The 25,018-nt window shown below is 66.7% G+C and carries 27 protein-coding genes; 19 read left to right on the top strand and 8 right to left on the bottom strand.

Features of this window, described 5'->3' with window-relative positions; translation table 11 throughout:
- Positions 1 to 198 precede the first annotated feature (198 nt).
- The 3 genes from DIE15_RS16000 to DIE15_RS15985 all read left to right on the top strand — a co-directional run bounded on the left by DIE15_RS16000 (position 199) and on the right by DIE15_RS15985 (position 3,216).
- Positions 199 to 1,449 carry an MFS transporter gene (locus DIE15_RS16000; RefSeq protein ID WP_057924590.1) on the top strand — a complete coding sequence of 417 codons (1,251 nt, stop codon included), beginning with the start codon at positions 199 to 201 and terminating at the stop codon, positions 1,447 to 1,449.
- Between the two features lie 400 nt (positions 1,450 to 1,849).
- A complete protein-coding gene (locus tag DIE15_RS15990; protein ID WP_124833770.1) occupies positions 1,850 to 2,731 on the top strand; it encodes a DMT family transporter in 882 nt (293 codons plus the stop codon).
- A 299-nt stretch (positions 2,732 to 3,030) separates the two neighbouring features.
- Positions 3,031 to 3,216 (top strand): hypothetical protein, encoded by a 186-nt coding sequence (locus tag DIE15_RS15985; protein WP_011353526.1) that lies wholly within the window; start codon positions 3,031 to 3,033, stop codon positions 3,214 to 3,216.
- Between the two features lie 117 nt (positions 3,217 to 3,333).
- Here the strand turns inward: DIE15_RS15985 and mgrA are convergent, their stop codons facing one another.
- Positions 3,334 to 4,377, bottom strand: coding sequence for an L-glyceraldehyde 3-phosphate reductase (gene mgrA / locus DIE15_RS15980; RefSeq protein ID WP_124833769.1), 1,044 nt, complete (start codon positions 4,375 to 4,377; stop codon positions 3,334 to 3,336).
- 184 nt (positions 4,378 to 4,561) lie between these two features.
- Here mgrA and DIE15_RS15975 point away from each other — a divergent pair, with 184 nt between their 5' ends.
- The gene (locus DIE15_RS15975; protein WP_057924822.1) at positions 4,562 to 4,768 is read left to right on the top strand and encodes a DUF3185 family protein; all 207 of its coding nucleotides are present in this window, start codon (positions 4,562 to 4,564) and stop codon (positions 4,766 to 4,768) included.
- Between the two features lie 150 nt (positions 4,769 to 4,918).
- Here DIE15_RS15975 and DIE15_RS15970 read toward each other — a convergent pair whose 3' ends face one another.
- Entirely contained in the window at positions 4,919 to 5,692 is a 774-nt protein-coding gene (locus DIE15_RS15970) for a phytanoyl-CoA dioxygenase family protein (RefSeq protein ID WP_124833768.1), read from the bottom strand.
- 354 nt (positions 5,693 to 6,046) lie between these two features.
- Between DIE15_RS15970 and DIE15_RS15965 the strand changes: the two genes are divergently transcribed.
- Positions 6,047 to 6,388, top strand: coding sequence for a hypothetical protein (locus DIE15_RS15965; RefSeq protein WP_124833767.1), 342 nt, complete (start codon positions 6,047 to 6,049; stop codon positions 6,386 to 6,388).
- A gap of 117 nt (positions 6,389 to 6,505) precedes the next feature.
- Here DIE15_RS15965 and metK read toward each other — a convergent pair whose 3' ends face one another.
- Positions 6,506 to 7,693, bottom strand: coding sequence for a methionine adenosyltransferase (gene metK / locus DIE15_RS15960; protein ID WP_040128500.1), 1,188 nt, complete (start codon positions 7,691 to 7,693; stop codon positions 6,506 to 6,508).
- 265 nt (positions 7,694 to 7,958) lie between these two features.
- Here metK and lpxL point away from each other — a divergent pair, with 265 nt between their 5' ends.
- The gene (gene lpxL, locus DIE15_RS15955) at positions 7,959 to 8,843 is read left to right on the top strand and encodes a lauroyl acyltransferase LpxL (protein ID WP_124833766.1); all 885 of its coding nucleotides are present in this window, start codon (positions 7,959 to 7,961) and stop codon (positions 8,841 to 8,843) included.
- Between the two features lie 25 nt (positions 8,844 to 8,868).
- Here lpxL and DIE15_RS15950 read toward each other — a convergent pair whose 3' ends face one another.
- Positions 8,869 to 9,171, bottom strand: coding sequence for a HigA family addiction module antitoxin (locus tag DIE15_RS15950; protein WP_057924596.1), 303 nt, complete (start codon positions 9,169 to 9,171; stop codon positions 8,869 to 8,871).
- Positions 9,172 to 9,185: 14 nt separating this feature from the next.
- Positions 9,186 to 9,464, bottom strand: coding sequence for a type II toxin-antitoxin system RelE/ParE family toxin (locus DIE15_RS15945; protein ID WP_057924597.1), 279 nt, complete (start codon positions 9,462 to 9,464; stop codon positions 9,186 to 9,188).
- A 419-nt stretch (positions 9,465 to 9,883) separates the two neighbouring features.
- On the opposite strand from DIE15_RS15945, the gene dapF reads away from it, so the two are divergent.
- From dapF to hslU, 8 genes are all read left to right on the top strand, one after another.
- Entirely contained in the window at positions 9,884 to 10,753 is an 870-nt protein-coding gene (gene dapF, locus DIE15_RS15940; protein WP_124833765.1) for a diaminopimelate epimerase, read from the top strand.
- 37 nt (positions 10,754 to 10,790) lie between these two features.
- Positions 10,791 to 11,519 carry a DUF484 family protein gene (locus DIE15_RS15935; RefSeq protein ID WP_057924599.1) on the top strand — a complete coding sequence of 243 codons (729 nt, stop codon included), beginning with the start codon at positions 10,791 to 10,793 and terminating at the stop codon, positions 11,517 to 11,519.
- A gap of 13 nt (positions 11,520 to 11,532) precedes the next feature.
- Complete coding sequence (gene xerC, locus DIE15_RS15930) at positions 11,533 to 12,453, top strand: tyrosine recombinase XerC (RefSeq protein WP_124833764.1); 921 nt, start codon at positions 11,533 to 11,535, stop codon at positions 12,451 to 12,453.
- A 76-nt stretch (positions 12,454 to 12,529) separates the two neighbouring features.
- Positions 12,530 to 13,744 carry a class I SAM-dependent rRNA methyltransferase gene (locus DIE15_RS15925; RefSeq protein WP_057924601.1) on the top strand — a complete coding sequence of 405 codons (1,215 nt, stop codon included), beginning with the start codon at positions 12,530 to 12,532 and terminating at the stop codon, positions 13,742 to 13,744.
- Between the two features lie 201 nt (positions 13,745 to 13,945).
- On the top strand, positions 13,946 to 15,016 hold the full coding sequence (locus DIE15_RS15920; protein ID WP_124833763.1) for a GTP-binding protein: 1,071 nt from the start codon (positions 13,946 to 13,948) through the stop codon (positions 15,014 to 15,016).
- Positions 15,017 to 15,510: 494 nt separating this feature from the next.
- On the top strand, positions 15,511 to 15,927 hold the full coding sequence (dksA, locus tag DIE15_RS15910) for an RNA polymerase-binding protein DksA (protein WP_006477498.1): 417 nt from the start codon (positions 15,511 to 15,513) through the stop codon (positions 15,925 to 15,927).
- A gap of 234 nt (positions 15,928 to 16,161) precedes the next feature.
- The gene (hslV, locus tag DIE15_RS15905; protein WP_057924603.1) at positions 16,162 to 16,698 is read left to right on the top strand and encodes an ATP-dependent protease subunit HslV; all 537 of its coding nucleotides are present in this window, start codon (positions 16,162 to 16,164) and stop codon (positions 16,696 to 16,698) included.
- 10 nt (positions 16,699 to 16,708) lie between these two features.
- Positions 16,709 to 18,052: an ATP-dependent protease ATPase subunit HslU gene (hslU, locus tag DIE15_RS15900; RefSeq protein WP_057924604.1), complete on the top strand. Its 1,344-nt coding sequence runs from the start codon at positions 16,709 to 16,711 to the stop codon at positions 18,050 to 18,052.
- A gap of 83 nt (positions 18,053 to 18,135) precedes the next feature.
- Here the strand turns inward: hslU and DIE15_RS15895 are convergent, their stop codons facing one another.
- The 3 genes from DIE15_RS15895 to DIE15_RS15885 form a co-directional block, all read right to left on the bottom strand.
- Complete coding sequence (locus DIE15_RS15895; RefSeq protein WP_057924605.1) at positions 18,136 to 18,678, bottom strand: response regulator transcription factor; 543 nt, start codon at positions 18,676 to 18,678, stop codon at positions 18,136 to 18,138.
- A 13-nt stretch (positions 18,679 to 18,691) separates the two neighbouring features.
- The gene (locus DIE15_RS15890) at positions 18,692 to 20,098 is read right to left on the bottom strand and encodes an ATP-binding protein (protein ID WP_057924606.1); all 1,407 of its coding nucleotides are present in this window, start codon (positions 20,096 to 20,098) and stop codon (positions 18,692 to 18,694) included.
- 108 nt (positions 20,099 to 20,206) lie between these two features.
- The gene (locus tag DIE15_RS15885; RefSeq protein WP_057924607.1) at positions 20,207 to 20,431 is read right to left on the bottom strand and encodes a cysteine-rich CWC family protein; all 225 of its coding nucleotides are present in this window, start codon (positions 20,429 to 20,431) and stop codon (positions 20,207 to 20,209) included.
- 282 nt (positions 20,432 to 20,713) lie between these two features.
- Here DIE15_RS15885 and argB point away from each other — a divergent pair, with 282 nt between their 5' ends.
- The 5 genes from argB to DIE15_RS15860 all read left to right on the top strand — a co-directional run bounded on the left by argB (position 20,714) and on the right by DIE15_RS15860 (position 24,964).
- Positions 20,714 to 21,613, top strand: a complete 900-nt coding sequence (argB, locus tag DIE15_RS15880) for an acetylglutamate kinase (protein WP_057924608.1) — start codon at positions 20,714 to 20,716, stop codon at positions 21,611 to 21,613.
- On the top strand, positions 21,610 to 22,401 hold the full coding sequence (locus tag DIE15_RS15875; protein ID WP_057924609.1) for a pyrimidine 5'-nucleotidase: 792 nt from the start codon (positions 21,610 to 21,612) through the stop codon (positions 22,399 to 22,401). The genes argB and DIE15_RS15875 overlap by 4 nt, the downstream gene beginning before the upstream one ends.
- A complete protein-coding gene (gene slmA, locus DIE15_RS15870) occupies positions 22,368 to 23,033 on the top strand; it encodes a nucleoid occlusion factor SlmA (protein WP_057924610.1) in 666 nt (221 codons plus the stop codon). Before DIE15_RS15875 ends, slmA begins: the two co-directional genes overlap by 34 nt.
- A 521-nt stretch (positions 23,034 to 23,554) precedes the next feature.
- Positions 23,555 to 24,097, top strand: coding sequence for a fimbrial protein (locus DIE15_RS15865; RefSeq protein WP_057924611.1), 543 nt, complete (start codon positions 23,555 to 23,557; stop codon positions 24,095 to 24,097).
- Positions 24,098 to 24,199: 102 nt separating this feature from the next.
- Positions 24,200 to 24,964: a molecular chaperone gene (locus DIE15_RS15860; RefSeq protein ID WP_082664573.1), complete on the top strand. Its 765-nt coding sequence runs from the start codon at positions 24,200 to 24,202 to the stop codon at positions 24,962 to 24,964.
- Positions 24,965 to 25,018 lie beyond the last annotated feature (54 nt).

Here is a 25,018-nt window from a genome sequence, read left to right as displayed (position 1 = left end):
AAGCGGGTGAAGTGCCGCGAATTCGTCGAATGTCTCCAATCAACCACTGCGTCGCGCGTGCGCTTGCACGGGCGGACACCCCCATCATACCCTGTCGAATGTGACTGTCTCCCGAATCCGGCCGGCCATGCGATGCGCACGCGAATTGCGCATTGCGCGTATCGTCTGGCCTTTGCCCCGGCCGTCAGGAGATCTCGCGTGACCGCCTCCAACGGAACCACGCCCGCGGCCGCGCGCCGCGACGCCTCCCCGCCCTATCTCGAACGCGGCTCGCGCAGCTACTGGCGCGCGAGCGTCGCGCTGCTGTTCGCCGGTTACGCGACCTTCTCGCTGCTCTACTACGTGCAACCGCTGCTGCCGGAATTCTCGGGCACGTTCGGCGTCAGCCCCGCGCAGAGCAGCCTCGCGCTGTCGTTCTCGACGGCCGCGCTCGCCGTCGCCGTGTTCGTCGCGGGCTTCGTCTCGGAAGGCGTGAGCCGCCACCGGCTGATGACGGTGTCGCTGCTGCTGTCGTCGCTGCTCACGCTCGTCGCCGCATTCGCGCCGCACTGGCACCAGATGCTCGTGCTGCGCATGCTCACCGGGCTGGCGCTCGGCGGCGTGCCCGCGGTCGGCATGGCGTATCTCGCCGAGGAAGTCCGCCCGGACGGCCTCGGGCTCGCGATGGGGCTCTATGTCGGCGGCAACGCGATCGGCGGAATGGCCGGACGCGTGATCGCGGGTGTGCTGGCCGACCTGTTCACGTGGCGCATCGCGATCGGTGCAATCGGTGTGCTCGGACTCGCGTCCACGCTCGCGTTTCGCGCGCTGCTGCCGCCGTCGCGCCATTTCGCACCACGCCGCGGGCTCGGCTTCGCGCAGCATCGCGCCGCGCTCGGCCGGCATCTCGCCGGCCGCCGCGAGCTGCCCGTGCTGTTCGCGCTGGCCTTCATCCTGATGGGCGGCTTCGTCACGCTGTACAACTACGTCGGCTACCGGCTGCTCGCGCCGCCGTATTCGATGAACCAGGCAACGATCGGTGCGATTTTCGTCGTCTATCTCGTCGGCGTCGTTGCGTCGCCGCTTTCAGGGCGCATGGCCGACTCGCTCGGCCGCGGCCGCGTGCTGATCGCCAGCGTCGTCATCATGCTGGCCGGCGTCGCGCTGACGCTGCTGCAGCCGGTCGCGGCGATCGCGTTCGGCATCGCATGCGTGACGTTCGGCTTCTTCGCCGGGCATTCGACCGCAAGCGGCTGGGTCGGCCGCCTCGCGACGCGGGGCAAGGGCCAGGCCGCCGCGCTGTACCTGCTGTCCTACTATCTCGGCTCGAGCATCGTCGGCTCGCTCGGCGGACGCTTCTGGAGCGCGTATGGCTGGCCGGGCGTCGCAGCACTGGTCGCCACGCTGCTCGCGAACGGGCTCGCCGCTGCCGCGTGGCTGCGCATGCGCGAACGCCGCGGCGCCGCGTGACCTTGTTCGGTCGTTCGCGCGACGGCGGTGGCGTCATGCCGCCAGTGCGGCAGTTGCGCTGGCAGTTGCGCTGAATGGCCGCCTTGCGGTACCGTTGACGCTCATTCGCGTTCAAGCGCCTTTCGACACGATGCATCCGCTCACGTCCGCTCTCGCAAAATCCCGGCCGCAGTTCGACTCGCGGCCGCAGGCGTGCGCGCATCCGTCGGTCCTTCCTCCTCCTGTCGCACCGCCGCTCGTCGGCGCCGCGCCGCCCCCGCCGGCGGCACGCGTCGGCTGACCAGCCGGCTTTCCTTTCCGTTTTCCATTCGCCCGTTTGCGGCCGTTCGTGCGTGATCACGCACGGCGCGTTGCCGCGCGCGACATGGAACGTTTCGATCCGTTCGACAGGTGGATTCACATGGTTTCGTTCAAACGCGCGCTCGCCGCGCATGGCGTGACGTCGCTCTTCGTGCTGCTGTGGAGCAGCGGCGCGATCTTCGCTGAACTCGGTCTGCGTCACGCATCCGCGTTCGTCTTTCTCACCGCACGTTTCGCGCTCGCGTCACTCGTGCTGCTCGTGCCGGCCGTCGTGCGCGGCCGCTGGCTGCCGCCACGCGGCGAGCGGCGCATGGCCGCGCTGACCGGCCTGCTGATGATGGGCGGCTATTCGATCTTCTATCTGCTCGCGCTCGAGCGCGGGATCGCGCCGGGCGTGCTCGCGACGATCCTCGGCGTGCAGCCGATCCTCACGCTCGCGATCGTCGAGCGGCGCTGGCAGCCGATGCGCATCGCCGGGCTCGGGCTGTCGTTGGGCGGCCTCGCGCTCGTCGTGTGCCGCGGCGTGGGCGGCGCCGGCCTGCCGATCATCGGCGTCGCGTGCGCGCTCACGGCACTCGTCGCGCTGACCGTCGGCTCGCTGCTGCAAAAACGCGCGCGGGCGGCGCCCGCCGACGTGCTGCCGCTCCAGAACGCGATCGGCCTCGCGCTGTGCGCGGCGGTCCTGCCGTTCCGGCCGATCTCGGTCGAAGTCGGCTGGGCGCTCGTCGTGCCGCTGCTGTGGCTCGGCATCGTGATCTCGGTGATCGCGCAGTTGCTGTTCTACCGATTGATGCAGCGCGGCGATCTCGTCAACGTGACGAGCCTGTTCTATCTCGTGCCCGTCGTCACCACGCTGATGGACGCGGTCTGGCTCGGCAACCGGCCTGAACCGCTCGCGCTCGCCGGCATGGGGGCGATCGTCGCGGGGCTCGCGCTCGTGTTCCGCACGCCGGCCGTTCGCGCGCAACCCGACCGCGCGTAAGCGGACGGAGCGCCGTACCCGCGGGTGCGGCGCTCCGGATCGAACACGTACGACGTATCTGCACAAAACGAAAGGAACGGGAAAGACTTGCGCAAGGCGTTCGTCTTGTTCGCGGGAAAAATGCGGAATTCCCCGGGTTTTCCGCATACTTTTAATGGTTCGGATAGCGAAAAACGCCGCGAGGTTGCCTATACTCGAACTGTCGCCCCGCTCGCAATCGGGTCGGCACAACATGAGAAATGCCCGGCATCGGGGCGGGAACAGGCGCGTGCCTGCGCCGGCCGACTATGGAGACACGCATGACGACCTATTTCACGATCGGCGACTTCATCCTGTTGATTCCGATGGCGCTGGCCGGAGCGCTATTTCTCGGCGCGGTGCCGTGCGCAACCGAATTCCGCCACAACCTGCTGCGCGTGCTCGGCGTCATCCTCGGCGTCGGCGTTGCGGTATTGCTCGTCGAAGGCCTGCCTGCGCTGATCTAGCGACGCATTTGCGCGCCGGTCACATCGCTGTATCGCAGCGACGCGAGGGCGTTCGTGTGCGTGTTGCGATACGGCATGCGATCGTTCGCATCCCGTATCGACTGTCGTTGCTGCCGGTCAGATCGCCTGATCGGTGGACGGCTTTTCCCACAGATTGATGCCGCCTTCGGTCGCGTAGCGATCGATCTCCGCAAGTTCGTCGGCCGAGAATTCGAGGTTCTTCAGCGCGCCGACGTTTTCACGCACCTGCTCCGCGCGGCTCGCGCCGATCAGCGCGGACGTCACGCGGCCATTGCGCAACACCCACGCAAGCGCCATCTGCGCGAGACTTTGCCCGCGCCGCTCCGCGATGCCGTTGAGCTTGCGCACGTGCTCGAGGTTGTCCGCGCTCAGGTGATCCTGTTTCAGCGACCCGCCGCCCGGCTTGTTCACCCGCGCATCGGCCGGCACGCCGTTCAGGTACTTCGACGTCAGCAGCCCCTGCGCGAGCGGCGTGAACGCGATGCTGCCCGTGCCGATCTCGTCGAGCGTGCCGAGCAGATCCTGCTCGATCCAGCGGTTCAGCATGTTGTACGACGGCTGATGGATCAGCAGCGGCACCTTGTATTGCGCGAGCAACTCGGCCATCTCGCGCGTCTTCGCGGCCGAGTAGGACGAGATGCCGATGTACAGCGCCTTGCCCTGCTGCACGGCCGATGCGAGCGCGCCGACCGTTTCCTCGAGCGGCGTGTGCGCGTCGAAGCGATGCGAATAGAAGATGTCGACGTAGTCGAGGCCCATCCGCTGCAGGCTCTGGTCGAGGCTCGCGAGCACGTACTTGCGCGACCCGCCGCCGCTGCCGTACGGCCCCGGCCACATATCCCAGCCGGCCTTCGTCGAGATCAGCAGCTCGTCGCGGTACGGCCGGAAATCTTCCTTCAGCAGCCGGCCGAAGTTGGTTTCGGCACTGCCGTACGGCGGCCCGTAGTTGTTCGCGAGGTCAAAGTGATTGATGCCGAGGTCGAACGCGGTGCGCAGAATGTCGCGCTGCGTCGCGATCGGCGTCGAGTCGCCAAAGTTGTGCCACAGGCCGAGCGACAGGGCGGGCAGTTTGAGCCCGGATTTGCCGCAGGTGCGGTATTGCATGTCGGCATAACGTTCGGAAGCTGCTTCGTAGGCCATGGGTCGGTTCCGTCAAGACGTCGGGGAAGGGACGCGCGCCGCACGCGAACATCGCGCGCCGACGGCGAAGGAAACACACGACGGCTATGGTAGCGAACGCGGCGCGAGCACGCACGGCAATGGACGCGACCGCGCGCGTCGCCTACACTGCGGCGTCTCGAATCACCGTTACAGCGAGGTTGGTATGTCCCGGGTCATCTCGGTTGCACTGCTCGTCGGCGGCGTCGTGCTGCTGTATTTCGGCGGCCAGTCGTTCCATTCGATCAACGACAACATGTCGCGCTTCTTCACCGGCTCGCCCGCCACGAAAACGATCCTGCTGATCGCCGGCGGCGCTGTCGCCTCGCTGATCGGCCTGATCGGCCTCGCGATGCCGCCTAGCAAGCGCTGATCGCGCAGCGGTGCGGCTCATGACGGGCCCGCGTCGCGCGAACGCGCCACGCAAAATGCAACGGGCGGCCGAGGCCGCCCGTTTCTTCATCCGCCCGCACAGCGCCGCATCGGGCCATCGGCGCGGCTGCGTCGCCGCCCCGAAGCACTGCTAGAACTGCACTTCCGGCTTCGTCGCCGAACGCGTGCCCGGCACCGGCCGGTTGCTCACGCCGTGATACGTGTAGACGAGCGAGAACTTCACCTGGTCGGAGCGGTTCTGCCCCGCCGAATGCAGCGTGTTGCAGTGGAAGAACACGACGTCGCCCGTCTGGAGCGGCGGACAGGTTGCCGCGTCGATCATCTTGCGGTTCTCCGGCAGGTCGCTGCGGAAGAACTTCGCGTCGTCGAACGCTTCGGGCCCGAATTCGGCCGTGTGCGACCCCGGTACCAGCCAGAGCGCGCCGTTTTCGTTCGTTTCCGGTCCGAGCGCGAGCCACACCGACACCATGTCGGCACGTTCGAACGACCAGTAGCGGAAGTCGCGATGCCAGCCCGTCAGGCTTCCGTACGCGGGATGCTTCGTCATCATGCAGTTGTGATGCGCGCACGACAGCACCGGCTGCTCGCCGAAGTACTCACGCATCCACGCGCCGATTTCGGGCGCGATCGCGCGCTCGGCAAACGCCGGATCGCGCGTGTAGGCGTCCAGCAGCCGCCGCACCGTATGCCCGCCCGGCGCATGCTTCGACTCCGGCGCGCCCGGGTAGCGCAAATCCGCCTCGAACTCGATCGGCTCCGCCGCTTCCTGCAACTGGCGCTCCGCGATGCGCTTGAGCGCCGCGCACTGCGCTTCGCTGACGAGGCCGCGCGCAACGACGAAACCGCGTTCGAGCAATTCCGCGACTTGCGCGCGGATCGATTCCGACTGCAATGGAGACGACATGGGATGCCAGACGTTTATTGGTGTGAATGTGACGATTGTAAATCGGCGCCGGATTCCGCGAACAGCGCCATTGTCGTGCGCAGGGGCATGCCAATCGCCGATTTGATCTGGCGCAAGGGAACTGTGCGGCGCGGCGCGAGCCTCAGCGACAGGCGGTATGCGGCGACTCGCTTGCGGCACAAGGGTTTATCGCGACTTTTGCGCGTCATGAAACCCCTGTAGCCTGTCGCGGCCTGTCAATTCTGGCGGGCGCGGCGCGCGACGACTTTCGGTAAGATCCGTTGCGCCATCCGAGGCCGTTCATACCAGTGTGCTCTTCAAGGGCGCCATCCATACAAGCGAAGCATCGTTCACATGCCATTCCGTCTGACTTCCCGTCTCAGCCGCGCTGCGAAGCGCGTCGTGCCGTCCGCTCCCGCCCGCTCGCTGCGCCATCACCGCGCCCGCGCGCAGGCGCTCGCCGAGCACACGCACGCGCACAGCCGGCTGGACGGCATCCGCGCGTGGTTCCACGCGTTCTTCTCGATGATGAGCGCGCAGACGTTCGCACGCCGCGCCGGCCTGCGCTCGCTGCTGCAAAAGCCGTCGTCGCTGCGCGCGCTCGCGCTGCGCCGCACGCTCGGCCCGCAGCGCCGCATCAACCGCCCGCGCCGCCTCGCGGCCAGCAACGGGTGGTTCGGTTTCAGCGCACGCTGAACCTGAACCCCCGCGCCGGCGCGCCGTACCCGCCACGCGCGCCGCCATCTCGCCGGCGCGCGACACGCATAAAAAAACCCCGGCATGCCGGGGTTTTTCGTTTCTGGCGGACGACGCTTACGCGACGCGCGCCGTCGGCTCCACGCCGGCCGCTTCGGCCAGCGCGAGTGCCTTGTCGGTTGCTTCCCACGAGAACTCCGGCTCTTCGCGACCGAAGTGGCCGTAAGCTGCCGTCTTCTCGTAGATCGGGCGCAGCAGGTCGAGCATCTTGATGATGCCCTTCGGACGCAGGTCGAAATGCTCGCGCACGAGCTTCGTGATCACCGCATCCGACACGCGGCCCGTGCCGAACGTGTTGACCATCACCGAGGTCGGCTCGGCGACGCCGATCGCGTACGACACCTGGATCAGCGCGCGCGATGCGAGGCCTGCCGCGACGATGTTCTTCGCGACGTAGCGGCCGGCATACGCTGCCGAACGGTCGACCTTCGACGGATCCTTGCCCGAGAACGCGCCGCCGCCGTGCGGTGCGGCACCGCCGTAGGTATCGACGATGATCTTGCGGCCCGTCAGGCCGCAATCGCCCTGCGGGCCGCCGATCACGAACCGGCCGGTCGGGTTCACCAGGAACTTGATGTCGCCCTTGATCAGGTCGGCCGGCAGCGTCGGCTTGATGATTTCCTCGATCACGGCCTCGCGCAGTGCCGGCAGTTCGATGTCCGGTGCGTGCTGCGTCGACAGCACGACGGTGTCGATCGAATCCGGGCGGCCATCGACGTAGCGGACCGTCACCTGCGACTTCGCGTCCGGACGCAGCCATTGCAGGCGACCGTCGCGGCGCAGGCTGGCCTGGCGCTCGACCAGACGGTGCGACAAGTAGATCGGCAGCGGCATCAGTTCCGGCGTTTCGTCGCAGGCGTAACCGAACATCAGGCCCTGGTCGCCCGCGCCTTGATCGAGGTTGTCGTCATGTGCGCGGTCGACGCCTTGCGCGATGTCCGGCGACTGCTTGTCGTACGCGACGAGCACCGCGCAACCCTTGTAGTCGATGCCGTAGTCGGTGTTGTCGTAGCCGATGCGCTTGATCGTGTCGCGCGCGATCTGGATGTAATCGATGTTGGCCGTCGTGGTGATTTCACCAGCCAGAACGACTAGACCCGTGTTGCACAGCGTTTCGGCTGCAACGCGGGAGTATTTGTCCTGCTCGAGGATGGCGTCGAGAATCGCGTCCGAGATTTGGTCCGCGACCTTGTCCGGATGGCCTTCGGAGACGGATTCGGACGTGAAGAGATAATCGTTTGCCACTTTTTCAGGCTCCTGTGTGGTTACGGTTGGTTTCACGTAGCCAGCTTCGTTGGGCCTGAAGCGGCGACGCTTTAGCGGATTACCAGGACCGGGCAGCGCGCTTCGCGCCAGCCGGCTTCGCCCCGCAAGTTGTCAGTTAACTCGGCGAAGCCCGTATTATAGCGGCTTTCGTGAATTGTCACAGAGCGCCACCCGTGCTGCATCGTCCGCTGTCCTACCCCCCTGTTCGCAACGTGCCGGCCAGCCGGCCCCACGGAGATTCCGCATGCTAGGCCGCCTCGGCACGCACCTCGCCATCGGCTTGCTGAAGCTGCTCGCCCTGCTGCCGTATGGCTTGACCGCACGGTTCGGCGACGGCCTCGGCTGGCTGCTGTACCAGATTCCCAGCCGGCGAAAGCGCATCGTACATACCAATCTGAAACTCTGCTTCCCCGACTGGAGCGGCGAACGGCGCGAGGAAGTGGCGGGCCTGCATTTCCGTCACGCGATCCGCAGCTACGTCGAGCGCAGCGTCCAGTGGTTCGGCTCCGAGAGGAAGCTCGCGAAGCTGATCCAGGTCGACAGTGCGGTCGATCTCACCGATCCCGATCTGCCCCCGACCTTGTTCCTGGGCCTGCATTTCGTCGGCATCGAAGCCGGCTCGATCTGGCTGAACCGCTCGCTGCAGCGTCGCTGCGGATCGCTGTACCAGCCGTTCTCGAATGCCGTGCTCGAGGAAGAGGCGAAGAAGGCGCGCGGGCGTTTCGATGCCGAGATGGTCGGCCGTGCGGACAGCGCGCGCGTCGTGCTGCGCTGGTTGCGCGACCGCAAGCCGGTGATGCTCGGCGCGGACATGGACTATGGTCTGCGCAATTCGACGTTCGTACCCTTCTTCGGCGTGCCCGCGTGCACGCTGACGGCCGTCGGCCGGCTCGCGAAGACGGGCCGCGCGCAGGTCGTGCCGTTCATCGGCGAGGTGCTGCCGAACTACAAGGGCTATCGGCTGAAGGTGTTCAAGCCGTGGGATCACTACCCGACCGGCGACGACGATCTCGACGCGCGGCGGATGAACGAATTCCTGGAGGAACAGATTCCGCTGATGCCCGAGCAGTATTACTGGGTCCACAAGCGCTTCAAGACGCGCCCGCCCGGCGAGCCGAGCCTTTATTGAGTCGAGCGGGGCCGCGAGCGCGCCGTCAAACGCGCGCCCGCGCCCTCGCCACCTTCGGCACGCCTTTCGCGCGTGCCTGCCACAGATCGTAGGCCGACTGCTGCGCGAGCCACAGATCGGCCTTCCCGCCGTTTTCCTCACCGAGCCACGCTTCGAGACGCAGTGCCATTTCAGGCGAAATGCCGGCGTGACCGTGCAGGATGCGCGACAGTGCCGCCCGCGTGACGCCGAGCTGCGCGGCGGCTTCGGTCACGGTCAGGCGGAGCGCCGGCAAAATGTCGTCACGCAGCGTTTCGCCCGGATGGGGCGGATTGAAGATGCGAGTCATGGCGTTGAATGACCTCAGTGATAGTCTTGATAGTTGACCAGGACGACATCGGGCCCCTCGAACCTGAACGTCAGGCGCCAGTTGACGCTCACGCTCACCGAGTAGTAACCCTCCATCCCGCCGGCGAGGCGGTGAAGGCGCCAGCCCGGCACGTTCATGTCGAGCGGCTGACTCGCCATGTCGAGACGAGCAAGCTGGCGCCGCAACCGCGAGGCATGATCCGGCCGGATGCCCGCCTTGCTCCCGTTCGTGAAAAACGCCTCCAGCCCCTTGTGCTGCCATGACTTGATCATGGGCCTCCCATACTTGCGTGCGATATCGATGGCATGGCCCACATGGCGTATAGCCTGACTATACGAATCGCCCGATTGAGTTGTCAATTCGACCGGTACGAAAACACGCACGCGGTTCGTCCCGTGCGTAGGCAAAGCCCGGACGCATGCCGCCGGATTCACTCGCCCTGGCAACGCCCGCCACACCGCACCGCCTCAATCTGCCGACTCGTCGCCCGCGCGACCAGTCGGCCGATCGGCCGACCTCTTCCGGCTCCGCCGCCCGAACGACACCCGCCGCGCCGCCCGAGCAGGACGCCCCTGTCGGCTGCATGTATCATTTGCGGTTGAGATCAGCACGACGAACGACGGCGCCCGACATGACGGCATGCCGCGTCCGTCGTGCCGACCGCCTTGTTCGCCATGGAATTCCGGACCCAGTGAAACTCTCGTTCACCAAGATGCACGGCGCGGGCAACGACTTCGTCGTGCTCGACGGCTATTCGCGCGCGTTGCCGCCGCTCACCGAAGCGCAGGTACGCGCACTCGCCAACCGACACTTCGGCATCGGCGCCGACCAGTTGCTGGTCGTCGAGAAACCGACCGCCGACAACGCGGATTTCAAGTACCGGATCTTCAATTGCGACGGCGGCGAGGTCGAACACTGCGGCAACGGCGCGCGCTGCTTCGTGAAGTTTGTCAGCGACCGCGGCCTGACCGACAAGCGCAGCGTGCGCGTGCAGGTGATGAAGGGCCTGATCACGCTGACGATGCAGGACAACGGTGAAGTCGTCGTCGACATGGGCGCGCCCGTGTTCGTGCCGGCGCAGGTACCGTTCGACGCAGCGGGGCTCGACGGCCGCACCGAGGGCCACGACACGCTGTGGCCGCTCGACGTCGGCGGCGCGACGCGCTGGATCTCGACGGTGTCGATGGGCAACCCGCACGCGGTGCAGATCGTCGACGATGCCGAAGCGTATCCGGTGCTCGAAGAAGGCCCGCTGATCGAGCGCCACGCCCGCTTCCCGCAGCGCGTGAACGCCGGCTTCATGCAGATCGTGTCGCGCAGCGAAGTGAAACTGCGCGTGTACGAACGCGGCGCGGGCGAGACGCTCGCGTGCGGCACCGGCGCATGCGCGGCGGTGGCGGCCGGCATCCGGCGCGGCCTGCTCGATTCGCCGGTGACCGTTCACACGCACGGCGGCACGCTGACGATCAGCTGGGACGGCGCGCGCGACGAAACCGCCGCGCTGATGATGGCCGGGCCCGCCGCAACCGTGTTCGAAGGCGAGATCGACCTGAACGTCTGACCCTGCAACGTCATTGATAACTGAACGCTCCAGCCACATGAACGATCGCGAAGTCGCCGACTACCTGCTCGCCAATCCCGAATTCTTCGCGCGGCACGCCGAGCTGCTCGCGACGATCCGCCTCGCGAACCCGCACGGCAAGGCCGCGATCTCGCTGCAGGAGCGGCAGATGGAGATGCTGCGCGACAAGAACAAGCATCTCGAGCGCCGGCTCGCCGAGCTCGTGCGCTACGGCCACGAGAACGACAGCCTGTCCGCGAAGTTCAGCCGCTGGACCGCGCGCGTGATCGCGGAACGCGACCCGTACGCGCTGCCGCGCACGATCGCCGAAGGCATCGCCGACGTGTTCGACGTGCCGCAAACGGCACTGCGCGTGTGGGATGTCGCCGACACCTATGCGCAGGCCGATTTCGCGCGCCAGGTCGGCGAGGAAGTGCGCCTGTTTACGAACGGGTTGTCGACGCCGTACTGCGGCGCGAACACCGGCTTCGAGGCCGCGCAGTGGCTCGCGCCCACGGTCGCCGCCTCGGCCGCGAATGCGACGGATGGCGTGGAAGCCGCGCCGCCGGCCGGTGACGGCGCGGCCACGTCGGTCGCACTGCTCGCGCTGCGCGCGCCGCTCGCCGGCACCGATGCGCCCGCGTTCGGCCTGCTCGTGCTCGGCTCGCCCGATCCGCGCCGCTTCCACGACGGGATGGCGACCGACTTCCTCGCGCAGATCGCGACGCTCGCGAGCGCCGCGCTCACGCGCCTGCTGCCGCACTGATCTCGCGCCCGCGATGACCGACGATCCGATCGCCGCCTACCTGTCGAACCTGAAGCACGTCAGGCAGTTGTCGGAACACACGCTGCGGGCGTACACGCACGAACTCGACGAACTGAAGAAGCTCGCCGCCGGCCGGCCGCTCGACGCGCTGACGGCCGCCGACATGCGCGGTGCGGTCGCGCGCGCACATGCGGGCGGACTGTCCGCGCGCTCGATCTCGCACCGGCTGTCCGCATGGCGCGCGTTCTACCGCTGGCTCGCGCAACGCATCGAGATGCCCGCAAACCCGGTCGCCGCGGTGCGTGCGCCGAAGCGTCCGAAAACCCTGCCGAAGGCGCTGTCGGTCGACGATGCCTCGGCATTGATGGACGCGCCGCTCGCCGGCACGACCGAAGGCATCCGCGATCACGCGATCCTCGAACTGTTCTATTCGTCGGGGCTGCGCCTCGCCGAACTGGTCGGGCTCGACGTCATGTACACGCAGGCCGACGGCTACCGCTCGGCCGGCTGGCTCGATCTCGCCGAAGCCGAAGTCACCGTGCTCGGCAAGGGCAACAAGGAACGCAAGGTGCCGGTCGGCCGCAAGGCGATCGACGCGCTGAACGCGTGGCTCGCGGTGCGCAGCGAATTCGTGAAGCACGACCCGCATCCGCTGTTCGTGTCCGTGCGCGGCAACCGGATGGCGCCGGGCGTCGTGCGCGACCGCGTGAAACGCGCGGCGCTCGCCGCGGGTATTCCCGCCAACGTCCACCCGCACGTGCTGCGCCATTCGTTCGCGACGCACATGCTGCAGTCGAGCGGCGACCTGCGCGCGGTGCAGGAACTGCTCGGCCACGCGAGCGTCGCCGCGACGCAGGTCTATACGTCGCTCGACTTCCAGCATCTCGCGAAGATTTACGACAGCGCGCATCCGCGCGCGAAGAAGCGCGACTGACGCGCGTCCCGCGTTACCCGCCGCGCGCGGCGACCGGCAACGGCCGGCTTCGCGCACGGCCCATTTCGATCTCATCATGCAAACCGTCACACTCAAACCGTCCAAGGAAAAATCGCTGCTGCGCCGGCATCCGTGGATCTATGCCAATGCGATCGATCGCGTCGACGGCAAGCCCGCGCCGGGCGCGACCGTGGTCGTGCGCGCGCACGACGGCCGCTTCCTCGCACGCGGCGCGTACAGCCCGCAGTCGCAGATCCGCGTGCGCGTGTGGAGCTTCGACGAGAACGAGCCGATCGACCACGCATTCTTCAAGCGCCGCGTGCAGCGCGCGGTCGCGCACCGCACGACGATGGTGTCGGGCACGGGCGCCGTGCGGCTCGTGTTCGGCGAAGCCGACGGGCTGCCGGGGCTGATCGTCGACTACTACATCGCGGACACGGCCGAACAGGGCGCCACGCCGCGCGGCCAGCTCGTGTGCCAGTTCATGGCCGCGGGCGTCGAAGCCTGGAAGGACGCGATCGTCGCGGCGCTCAGCGGCGCGACTGGCTGCCCGAACGTGTACGAACGCTCCGACGTGTCGATCCGCGACAAGGAAGGGCTCGAGCAGACGACCGGCGTGCTCGCCGGCGACGCGCCGCCCGCCACGCTGATCGCGAACGAAAACGGCGTGCGGTATCACGTCGACGTGCCGAACGGCCACAAGACGGGCTTCTACGTCGACCAGCGCGACAACCGCGCGCTCGTCGCGCAATACGCGGACGGCCGCGACGTGCTCAACTGCTTCTGCTACACCGGCGGCTTCTCGCTCGCGGCGCTCAAGGGCGGCGCGAAACGCGTCGTGTCGATCGACTCGTCGGGCGATGCGCTCGCGCTCGCGCAGCAGAACGTCGTGGCGAACGGCTTCGATGCCGAACGCACGACCTGGCTCGACGCGGACGCGTTCAAGACGCTGCGCCGCCTCGTCGACGAAGGCGAACGTTTCGACCTGATCGTGCTCGATCCGCCGAAGTTCGCCCCGACCCGCGACAGCGTCGAGCGCGCGTCACGCGCGTACAAGGACATCAACCTGAGCGGCTTCAAGCTGCTGCGCCCGGGTGGCCTGCTGTTCACATACTCGTGCTCGGGCGCGATCGACATGGACTTGTTCCAGAAGATCGTCGCGGGCGCGGCGGCCGACGCGAAGGTCGACGCACGGATCCTGAAGCGGCTCGGCGCGGGCGTCGACCATCCGCTGCTCGCCGCGTTCCCGGAAGGCGAATATCTGAAGGGCCTGCTGTTGCAAATCGTCTGATCGCCCCGATCTACGCGCGTAACCGTCCGCCGGCCGCACCCTCGCACCCGGCGGATTCGTACTCCCGCCTGTCGTCCGGACGACGGGCGAGGGCTTGACAGGTATGTTTCAATGGATGGTTGTGCGCCCCGGCTCGCGAGCCGAAGGCGCGACGCACACATCCTGGTTTTGACCCCGATTCACGAACCACAGGCGACCGACATGGCCACTCCCGTCACCATCCTTACCGGCTTCCTCGGCAGCGGCAAGACGACGCTGCTCAAGCGCATCCTGAACGAACAGCACGGCATGAAGATCGCCGTGATCGAGAACGAATTCGGCGAAGAGAACATCGATAACGAGATCCTCGTTCAGGACACGAAAGAGCAGATCATCCAGATGAGCAACGGCTGCATCTGCTGCACGATCCGCGGCGACCTCGCACGCGCGCTGGGCGACCTGGCCGCGAAGAAGCGCGACGGCAAGCTCGACTTCGACCGCATCGTGATCGAAACCACCGGCCTCGCGAATCCGGGCCCCGTCGCGCAGACCTTCTTCATCGACAGCGAGATCGCCGACGATTTCCTGCTCGACGCCGTCATCACGCTGGTCGACGCGAAGCATGCGAACGCGCAGCTCGACGAACATGAAGTGGTGCAGCGCCAGGTCGGCTTCGCCGATCGCCTGTTCATCACGAAGTCGGACCTCGTCGACGACCAGACGGTGGCGGGCCTCAAGCACCGTCTGATGCACATGAACCCGAAGGCGACGATCAAGGTCGTGAATTTCGGCGAAGCCGACATCAAGGAAATCTTCGACCTGCGCGGCTTCAACCTGAACGCGAAGCTCGAGATCGACCCCGACTTCCTCGCCGAAGACGATCACGCGCATCACCACCACGATCACGACCATGATCACGATCACGCCAATTGCGACCACGATCACGGTCAATGCGCGCACGATCACGATCATGGCCACCACCACGCGCACCATGACGACAAGATCAAGTCGTTCGTGTATCGCAACGACCGCCCGTTCGACCCGAACAAGCTGGAAGACTTCCTCGGCGGCATCCTGCAGATCTACGGCGAACGGATGCTGCGCTACAAGGGCGTGCTGTACATGAAGGGCGTCGATCGCAAGGTCGTGTTCCAGGGCGTGCACCAGATGATGGGCAGCGACCTCGCCGCGAAGTGGCTGCCGGCCGAGAAGAAGACCAACAAGATGGTGTTCATCGGCGTCGACCTGCCGCAGGACCTGATCACCGACGGCCTCGACGCCTGCCTCGCCTGACGCGCGCGGGCAACCGTTGCGCCCCCTTCCCGCACGGCCGTCTCGCAGGCGGCGGCTGCGGCCGCGGGGCGCCTTTTCCGGGCAGGGTTTCGCCGTCATCGCTTTTTCGCGATTTGCGCGTTATATTTTCTAGATATTGGCGCAGCCGACGGGGATCGACCCGATACGGCGCCCGCTTGCGATTCAGTTACAATACGTGCCCGCTGGAGTACGGCAATAACAGGCCCGGTTCTTGCTGAACCATTAATCCGGGCATCGCAACCGCGCCGGATCGCCCATCCGCCACCCGGCCGCGGCCGATGCGATCTGCCGCGCAGCACCGGTTCGCCGCGCGCGCAAATCCGCGCCAGGCCTATCCTGGTATTTGAGAACCGGTTTTCCAGAGGCTTTCGGCCCCGCGGCGGCAAATCGCAAATGATTGCAAGCGCAGTTGCGGGTAATCCCAAAGTGCAGGCAATATCTCTTGATTTGCCGCACATTGAAGAAGCAAGCAGATGACGAAGAAACTCTTGACCGAAGCCGAAATCCTGAAGATGAGCGACAAGGATTACATGAATGAGGATCAGCTCGCCTTCTTCAAAAATCGGCTCGAACAGTTGCAGGCGGACATCCTCAAGAACGCAGGCCAGACGACCGAGAACCTGCGCGAGACGGTGATCGTGCCCGATCCCGCCGATCGCGCGACGATCGAGGAAGAGCACGCGCTCGAGCTTCGCACGCGCGATCGCGAACGCAAGCTCCTCAAGAAGGTTCAGCAGTCGCTCGCCCGCATCGATTCCGGCGATTACGGCTGGTGCGAGGAAACCGGCGAACCGATCGGCATCCCGCGCCTGCTCGCGCGCCCGACGGCCACGCTGTCGCTCGAGGCGCAAGAGCGCCGCGAGCTGCGCCAGAAGCTGTTCGGCGACTGATCGAGCGGCGTTCCGCTCCGACACGCTGCTTCCCGAAAGCGCGCGGCCTGCCGCGCGCTTTTTGTTTTTCCGGCACCGGTTCCCGTCCGGGCCGATTTGCATCCCCCTCTTGATATCCCGGCGCCCGCCCTAAAATGAAACGGACGCGCGCCGGGCCGCTCCCCGGCGCACTGCGATTCATGCGGCGGCGCCCCGCGCCGCCCGACTCTTCCCCGTTTTTCTCAAGGAACGCAGATGGAGCAATTTCACGGCACGACCATCGTTTCGGTCCGACGCGGCGACAAGGTCGCGCTCGGCGGCGACGGCCAGGTAACCCTCGGCAACATCGTCATGAAGGGTGGCGCGCGGAAAGTGCGGCGGATCTACAACAACCAGGTACTGGTCGGATTCGCGGGCGGCACCGCCGATGCGTTCTCGCTGCTCGATCGCTTCGAGGCGAAGCTCGAGAAGCACCAGGGCAACCTGACCCGCGCGGCCGTCGAGCTCGCGAAGGACTGGCGCACCGACCGGATGCTGCGCCGCCTCGAGGCGATGCTGATCACGGCCGATGCGACCACCACGCTCGTGATCACCGGCAACGGCGACGTGCTCGACCCGGAAGGCGGCATCTGCGCGATCGGTTCGGGCGGCGCGTACGCGCAGGCCGCGGCTCGCGCGCTCGCGGAGAACACCGAGCTGTCCCCGCGCGAAATCGTCGAGAAATCGCTCGCGATCGCCGGCGACATGTGCATCTACACGAACCACAACCGCATCATCGAAACGATCGAGTAAGGACCGCACCATGAGCACCATGACCCCTGCCGAGATCGTCTCGGAACTCGACAAGCACATCATCGGCCAGGCCAAGGCGAAGAAGGCCGTCGCGGTCGCGCTGCGCAACCGCTGGCGCCGCCAGCAGGTCGCCGACCCGCTGCGCCAGGAAATCACGCCAAAGAACATCCTGATGATCGGGCCGACGGGCGTCGGCAAGACCGAAATCGCACGCCGCCTCGCGAAGCTCGCCGACGCGCCGTTCATCAAGATCGAAGCGACCAAGTTCACCGAAGTCGGCTACGTCGGCCGCGACGTCGACAGCATCGTGCGCGACCTGATCGAGATCTCGGTCAAGCAGACGCGTGAATCCGAGATGCGCAAGGTGCGCAGCAAGGCGACCGACCAGGCGGAAGACCGCATCCTCGACCTCCTGCTGCCGCAACCGCGCGCGGTGGGCTTCGGCGGCAACGCCGATCACGCGAACGACGACAACAACGCGACGCGCCAGACTTTCCGCAAGCGCCTGCGCGAAGGCCAGCTCGACGACAAGGAAGTCGAGCTCGACATCGAGCAGCCGTCGGCCGGCATGGACATCATGGCACCGCCGGGGATGGAGGAGATGACCGAGCAGATCCGCTCGATGTTCTCGAACCTCGGCAGCGGCAAGAAGCAGCGCCGCAAGGTGAAGATCAAGGAAGCGCTGAAGCTGCTGACCGACGAGGAAGCGGCGAAGATGCTCAACGACGAGGAAGTGAAGACGAAGGCGGTGCAGAACGTCGAGCAGAACGGCATCGTGTTCCTCGACGAGATCGACAAGATCACGTCCCGCAACAACGAAGGCAGCGGCGGCGAAGTGTCGCGCCAGGGCGTGCAGCGCGATCTGCTGCCGCTCGTCGAAGGCACGACGGTCAACACGAAGTACGGGATGGTGAAGACCGATCACATCCTGTTCATCGCGAGCGGCGCATTCCACCTCGCAAAGCCGAGCGACCTGATTCCGGAACTGCAGGGGCGCTTCCCGATCCGCGTCGAGCTCGACTCGCTGTCGGTGAACGATTTCGAGGCGATCCTCGTCGCGACCGACGCGAGCCTCGTCAAGCAGTACCAGGCGCTGCTCGCAACGGAAGACGTGCAGCTCGAGTTCGGCGAGGACGGCATTCGCCGCCTCGCCGAGATCGCGTATGCGGTCAACGAGAAAACCGAGAACATCGGCGCGCGCCGCCTGTACACGGTGATCGAGAAGCTGCTCGAGGAAGTGTCGTTCTCGGCCGGCAACCACGCCGGCGAGCGCGTGACGATCGACGCGAAGTATGTCGACCGTGCGCTCGGCGAAGTGTCGCAGGACGAAGACCTGTCGCGCTACGTGCTGTAACGCGCGCGGCGTCGAATGCGCAACGGGCGGCCCGGCGGGCCGCCCGTTTTCGTTGGTGCGGCCGGCCGATGCCGCGCCGCCGCTTACTGCCGGACCGGCTTCTTCGCGAGCTTGCGCTGCAGCGTGCGGCGGTGCATGTTCAGCGCGCGCGCAGTCGCCGAGATGTTGTTGTTGTTTTCCGCGAGCACGCGCTGGATGTGCTCCCATTCGAGCCGGTCGACCGACAACACGACCGGATTCTCGAGCGCCTCGTCGGCCTGCACTTCGCTCGCGTTGGTCTGCAGCGCGGCCAGGATCGACTCGATGTTCGCGGGCTTCGCGAGATAGTTGTCGGCGCCTTCCTTCACGGCCTGCACGGCGGTCGCGATGCTCGCGTAGCCCGTCAGCACGAGGATCCGCGCGTCGGGTTGCAGGTCGCACAGCGGCGCGATCAGGCTCAGGCCCGAATCCTCACCGAGATGCAGGTCGACGGTGATGAACTGGAACTTGCCGCCGGCCGCGAGCCGCAGCGCCCCCTCCTTGTCGTGCGCCTGCTGGACCGCGTAGCCGCGGCGCTCGAGGCCGCGCGCGAGCGTGCCCGCGAACACCTCGTTGTCGTCGATCACCAGGAAATTGTTCTCGCTCATGTGGTTTCTCCGTCTACGTGTTGGTTGAGGCGGCCGGCGCCGCGATGCGCGCCACCGGCAGGCGCAGCACCGCCCGCGTGCCGCGGCCGGAAGCGCCGGCCGGGCGGCTGTCCGGCGCGGCTGCCGCTCGTTCGGTCGTGCGCCGGCCCGACGCGGCAGCGGCGTGACCGTTCGCTCCGCCACCGGCGCGACCGTTGCCGATCGCCGCGCGCGGCGTGACATCGGACAGCTCGATCTCGCCGCCGAGGCGCACTGCCGCGCTGAACGCAAGGTACAGGCCGACCCCGTGCCCGCCCTGCGTGCTGTCGACCGGCATCGCGCCGAGCGATTCGCGCAACGCGGCCGGAATTCCCGGGCCGTCGTCGCATACTTCGAATTCGATCTGGTCGCCCGCCCGCTCGTTGTGCGCGAGCTTCGCGGCCAGCGTCACGCGGTGCGGGCTCGCCCGTGCGGCGTTGTCGAGCAGGATCGTCAGGATCTGGCCGGCCGCGACCGTATCGTCGAGCGCGACGCCCGACGGGCGCGCGCCGAGCAGCTCGAACTGCACGTGCGGATGCCGCAGGCGCCAGTGCTCGACGAACGTGTCGAGCCAGTCGTCCACCGGCTGGCGGCTCGCCGGCGCGCTCGCGCGGCTGCGCAGGCGCGCGAGCGCCGATGTGCAGAGCGTCATCTGTTCTTCCAGCACCTTCAGGTCGGCCTCGTAGCGCGCCAGCCCCGGATCGGCGCGTGCCGCGTCGCGCAACTCCTCCGCGAGCATCGCGATCGTCGACAGCGGCGTGCCCATCTCGTGCGCGACGGTAGCAGCCTGCACGCCGAGCGCGACCGCCCGCTCGTCGCGCAGCAGGTGCGCCTGCGCTTCGCCGAGCGCCGAATCGCGCTGGCGCAGCGCGTTCGACATGCGCGCGACGAACCATGCGATCAGCCCGACGCTGACCATGAAGTTCGCCCACATCCCGGTGCGGTAGTAGTCGAACAGGTTCGCCGGGTTGTCCATGTTGAGCGGCACCGAATCGAAGCCGAGCGCCGCGTAGCACGCGACGGCGAACGCCGCGAGCCAGATCATCAGGTGCCACGGCAGCACGGCCGCCGCGATCGCGAGCGACGGCAGGTACAGCGACACGAACGGGTTGGTCGTGCCGCCCGACAGGAACAGCAGCGCCGACAGCGCGCCGAGGTCGACCCACAGCTGGCCGAGCAGCTCGAAATTGGTCTCGGGCCGCGCGCGCAGCACGCGCACCCAGGTCAGCGCGTTGAAAACGATTTCGAGCGCGATGACCATCAGCATCGCCGGCAACGGCAGATGCACGCCGAAATAGGTCTGCACGACGCCGATCGTCACGAGCTGGCCGATGATCGCGAGATTGCGCAGCCAGAACAGGTGGCTCAGGTTGACGCGCCCGGTGGTGGTGATTCGTTGCATCCGAGCAGTTTACCCGTTTAGCACCCGGCGCCTCTACGGGGCCGGATCGGATACTCGCCCGACAGCCGGGCAAGCCGGCGTCTCGTCGGGTTGCACGGGCTCGCGCCGTCAGCCGGCCGCACCGGCCATGCGCTGCGCGATCTCATCGGCGAGGCACTCGGGGCAGCGGCAGCGCGCGCCGGCCGCTGGCGGCGCGTCGCCAGGCAGGGCCGGCATCGACGTGCACCAGCAGTCGAACGGCTGCGTGCGGACGCCGCAGTCGAAGCTGCGCCCGCAGTGCGGGCAGCGCGCGCGGCGCGGGGTCGAACGGGCGTCGGCGGCGGAATCGGTCATGGGGCAAGCGCGGAAGCGGGCATGAACGTCACCCTACGCGACAAGCATAGCGCGGCGGACGGATTTTGCACGTCGGCCGTCCGGCCAAGGCGTGCCGCCGGCACCGCCGGATGCGCCGCTCGCCGCCCCGCCCGGACCACTGCCGCAGGGCCCCGCGCCATAGCCGGCGGGCCGCCCGCCCCGCACGATCTGCCGTCCGGCCAGCCCAAAAACCCGATGCTGCGCTGCGCCACTCCTGTACAATTCGCCCTGTTTCAACCGTTCCCAGCCAGAGCCGCCGCCATGTCCGAGCCCATCGACCTCTCGCAGATCGCCCCCACGCTGAAGGCAGAAATCCTCGCCGAGGCGCTGCCGTACATCCGCCGATACCACGGCAAGACCGTGGTGATCAAATACGGCGGCAACGCGATGACGGAAGAGCGGCTCAAGCAGGGCTTCGCGCGCGACGTGATCCTGCTGAAACTGGTCGGCATCAATCCGGTGATCGTCCACGGCGGCGGTCCGCAGATCGATCACGCGCTGAAGAAGATCGGCAAGGCCGGCACCTTCATCCAGGGCATGCGCGTGACCGACGAAGAGACGATGGAAGTCGTCGAATGGGTGCTCGGCGGCGAAGTGCAGCAGGACATCGTGATGCTGATCAACCACTTCGGCGGCCATGCGGTGGGCCTGACGGGCAAGGACGGCGGCCTGATCCACGCGCGCAAGCTGCTGATGCCGGACCGCGACAACCCGGGCCAGTACATCGACATCGGCCAGGTCGGCGAAGTCGAAGCGATCAACCCGGCGGTCGTGAAGGCGCTGCAGGACGACGCGTTCATCCCGGTGATCTCGCCGATCGGCTTCGGCGCGGATGGCCTGTCGTACAACATCAACGCGGACCTCGTCGCGGGCAAGCTCGCCACGGTGCTGAACGCCGAAAAGCTGCTGATGATGACCAACATCCCCGGCGTGATGGACAAGGACGGCAACCTGCTGACCGACCTGTCCGCACGCGAGATCGACGCGCTGTTCGAAGACGGCACGATCTCGGGCGGCATGCTGCCGAAGATCTCGTCGGCGCTCGACGCCGCGAAGAGCGGCGTGAAGTCGGTGCACATCGTCGACGGCCGGATCGAGCACTCGGTGCTGCTGGAAATCCTGACCGAGCAGCCGTTCGGCACGATGATCCGCTCGCATTGAGCGCGCGCCGCCCGCCCACTCGCCCCGACTTGCCAGCGTCGCTGCGACGCCGGCGCATCTCCCGCAGCCGGCCGCGTGCCGGCGCGCCCGTCTGGCTGTTCGATCTCGACAACACGCTGCACCACGCATCGCACGCGATCTTTCCGGAGATCAACCGCGCGATGACGCAGTACATCATCGACGCGCTCCACGTCGAGCGTGCCGAGGCCGACCGGCTGCGCACCGGCTACACGCAGCGTTACGGCGCCGCGCTCCTCGGCCTCGCGCGCCATCATCCGATCGATCCGAACGACTTCCTGCGGGTCGTCCACACGTTTTCCGATTTGCCGGCGATGCTGCGCGCCGAGCGCGGCCTCGCGCGCATCGTCGCCGCGCTGCCGGGGCGCAAGTTCGTGCTGACCAACGCGCCGGAGAATTACGCGCGTGCGGTCCTGCGCGAGCTGCGCATCGAGCGGCTGTTCGAGCGCGTGATCGCGATCGAGCACATGCGCGACCGGCGCACATGGCGCGCGAAGCCCGACCACACGATGCTGCGCCGGACGCTGCGCGCCGCGCACGCGCGGCTGGCCGACGCGATCCTCGTCGAAGATACCCGCAGCCACCTGAAGCGCTACAAGCGCCTCGGCATCGGCACCGTATGGATCACCGGCCACCTGCCGGGTCATTTGCCGAACATCGGCCGTCCGCATTATGTCGACCAGCGCATTCGTTCGTTAAAATCGCTGCGACTGGGCACACGATCGGGGCGACAGAAATGCAGCCGACTTACCCGCAGGACCAAGCCGTAACGGAAGACCAGGCCACACCGTCCCGCCCGCGCCCGAAACCGGGCGAGCGGCGCGTGATGATCCTGCAGACACTCGCCGCGATGCTCGAGGCGCCCAAGCCCGAGAAAATCACGACCGCCGCGCTCGCGGCCCGGCTCGACGTGTCGGAAGCAGCGCTCTACCGGCATTTCGCCAGCAAGGCGAAGATGTACGAAGGGCTGATCGAGTTCATCGAGCAGGCGCTGTTCGGACTCGTCAACCAGATCGTCGCGAAGGAGCCGAACGGCGTACTGCAGGCGCGCACGATCGCGTTGACGATGCTCAATTTCGCCGCGAAGAACCCCGGGATGACGCGCGTGCTGACCGGCGAGGCACTGGTCGGCGAGGACGAGCGGCTCACCGAACGCGTGAACCAGCTGCTCGACCGGATCGAGGCGACCGTCAAGCAATGCCTGCGGGTCGCGCGCACGGAAGCCAGCGCGCCGCAGGACGGCGCCGCACCGTTCTCGCTACCGGCCGACTACGATCCCGCCGCCCGCGCGAGCCTGCTCGTCAGCTACGTGATCGGCCGGTGGCACCGTTTCGCGAAGGGCGGGTTCCAGAAGCCGCCCGGCGAGCAGGCCGATGCGCATTTGCGGTTGATCCTGCAGTAACGCTCGAGACGCCGACGTGCGCGCCATCGAGCGTCGCACACGCTTGGTCACACGCGTCGACGCCCAGGCGCCGAATCCGCGCTAGCCGTGGCACATGGCATGGCCTCGCCTGTCCACGCTCGCGGTACTGACAGCCGGAATCGGCGCGGGGCTCATATCCCGAGCACGCCGTCATTAATTCGCCATCCTTAATACATTCCTACCTGAACCGGCGCCGAAGCGCGCTGCATCCACCAGACAGCCTCTCGATCCTTGCAGCGCCCCCGCAACGTCGACGTCTCGGCACGTGTGTGCGGCATGCGAGTCACGTCCCCTGACGATTCTTAAAAGAAATTTAGTACTCGACCTACGTGAAAGCCAGTCGACTTAGAGATTGTCCCATTCTTTCGAATGGCTTACTCGGGAACAATATCACCTGTTTCCCGCAGCTGCTGCCGCCCCGTAGCAGCGATGCGCGACAGCGCGATGGAAACGTCCGTGCGTCGTCTTTCGACGCGAGGCCCTTACTAATAGGTACGTAAATGTCCAAAAAAGCACTTTCCATTCTGATGGCGACAGCAGGTCTCCTCGCCGCTGCCTCGTCGGCTCAGGCAGCTGACGGCACGATCACGATCACCGGCGAAATCACCGCCCAAACCTGCAACATCTCGGGCGACGGCGGCGGCAAGGATTTCACCGTCACGCTGCCCACCGTGTCGACGTCGGCGCTCTCCGTGCCGGGCTCAACGGCCGGCCGCAAACCGTTCCGTATCGCACTGTCCAACTGCTCGCCGAACTCGGGCAATGCGTCGGTGTACTTCGAACCAGGCACGACGGTCAACGCGCAAACCGGCCAGCTGTTCAACTCGACGGGTAACGCGAAGAACGTCGAGGTCGGCCTGCTGAACAAGGACGGCTCGAACATCAAGCTCGGCGCAGCCCAGGCACAGCAGAACTCGCAAACCGTGCCGATCTCGGGCGGCGCGGCAACCCTCGACTACTACGCGCAATACGTCGCGACCGGCGGCGCCTCCACCGCAGGCACGGTCGGTACGTCGGTCATGTACTCAGTCTCGTACCAGTAACCCGGTCCCCCGACCGGCGGCCCGTGCACCGCAAAGCTGCAGCGGTGAGCGGGCCGCACCGGACCAACTGTAAATATGATCATCTGTAAGGAGAACTCGGCGATGGGTATGCCAATGAACTGGCGCTTGAGCGTGGGCGCCGCAGCGCTGGTCGCGTCGCTTTCCGGCATGGGTACGGCGGACGCAAGCGTCGTGATCGGCGGAACGCGCGTGGTCTATCCGGAAAAGGAGCGCGAGGTAACGGTCAAGCTGACCAACGAAGGCGATCGTCCGTCGCTCGTGCAGGCCTGGATCGACGACGGCAACGCGAACGCGCTGCCCGACGAATCGAAAGTGCCGTTCATGCTGACACCGCCGTTGTTCCGCCTGGATCCGAAGAAAGGCCAGAGCCTGCGACTGATCTACACGCAGGAACCGCTCGCACAGGACAAGGAAACGCTGTATTGGCTCAACGTGCTCGACGTCCCGCCGCAGGCCGCGGACGACGCCAATACGCCGAACCTGCTGCAACTCGCGTTCCGCTCGCGCATCAAGCTGTTCTTCCGCCCGGCCGCGCTGCAAGGCATCGCCGACGAGTCCGCGGAAAAGGTGACCTGGAATTTCGCACCGAAAGCCGGTGGTGGCTATGCGCTGCAGGCGAAGAACCCCACGCCTTACCACGTGACGTTCACCAAGCTCACCGTCAAGTCCGGCGGCACGACCTGGACCGACGACAAAGGCGGCATGGTCAAGCCTGGCGCGACCGAGCAGTTCGACGTCGGCAACGTGCAATCGATGCCGGGCGCACCGATCGAGGTCGATTACACGTTCCTCAACGACTACGGCGCGGGCATCGAAGGCAGCTACGCACCGAAGAAAGCGCACTGACGCCACCCAGGCATTCCTGACTCAATCCGTCGCTGATCGACGGCGCTCAATCGC

Source organism: Burkholderia sp. Bp9031, assembly GCF_003857965.1.
Lineage (GTDB): Bacteria > Pseudomonadota > Gammaproteobacteria > Burkholderiales > Burkholderiaceae > Burkholderia > Burkholderia ambifaria_A.
The sequence above is the reverse complement of the archived record's forward strand: the minus strand, read 5'-3'. Positions and strand labels throughout refer to the sequence as shown.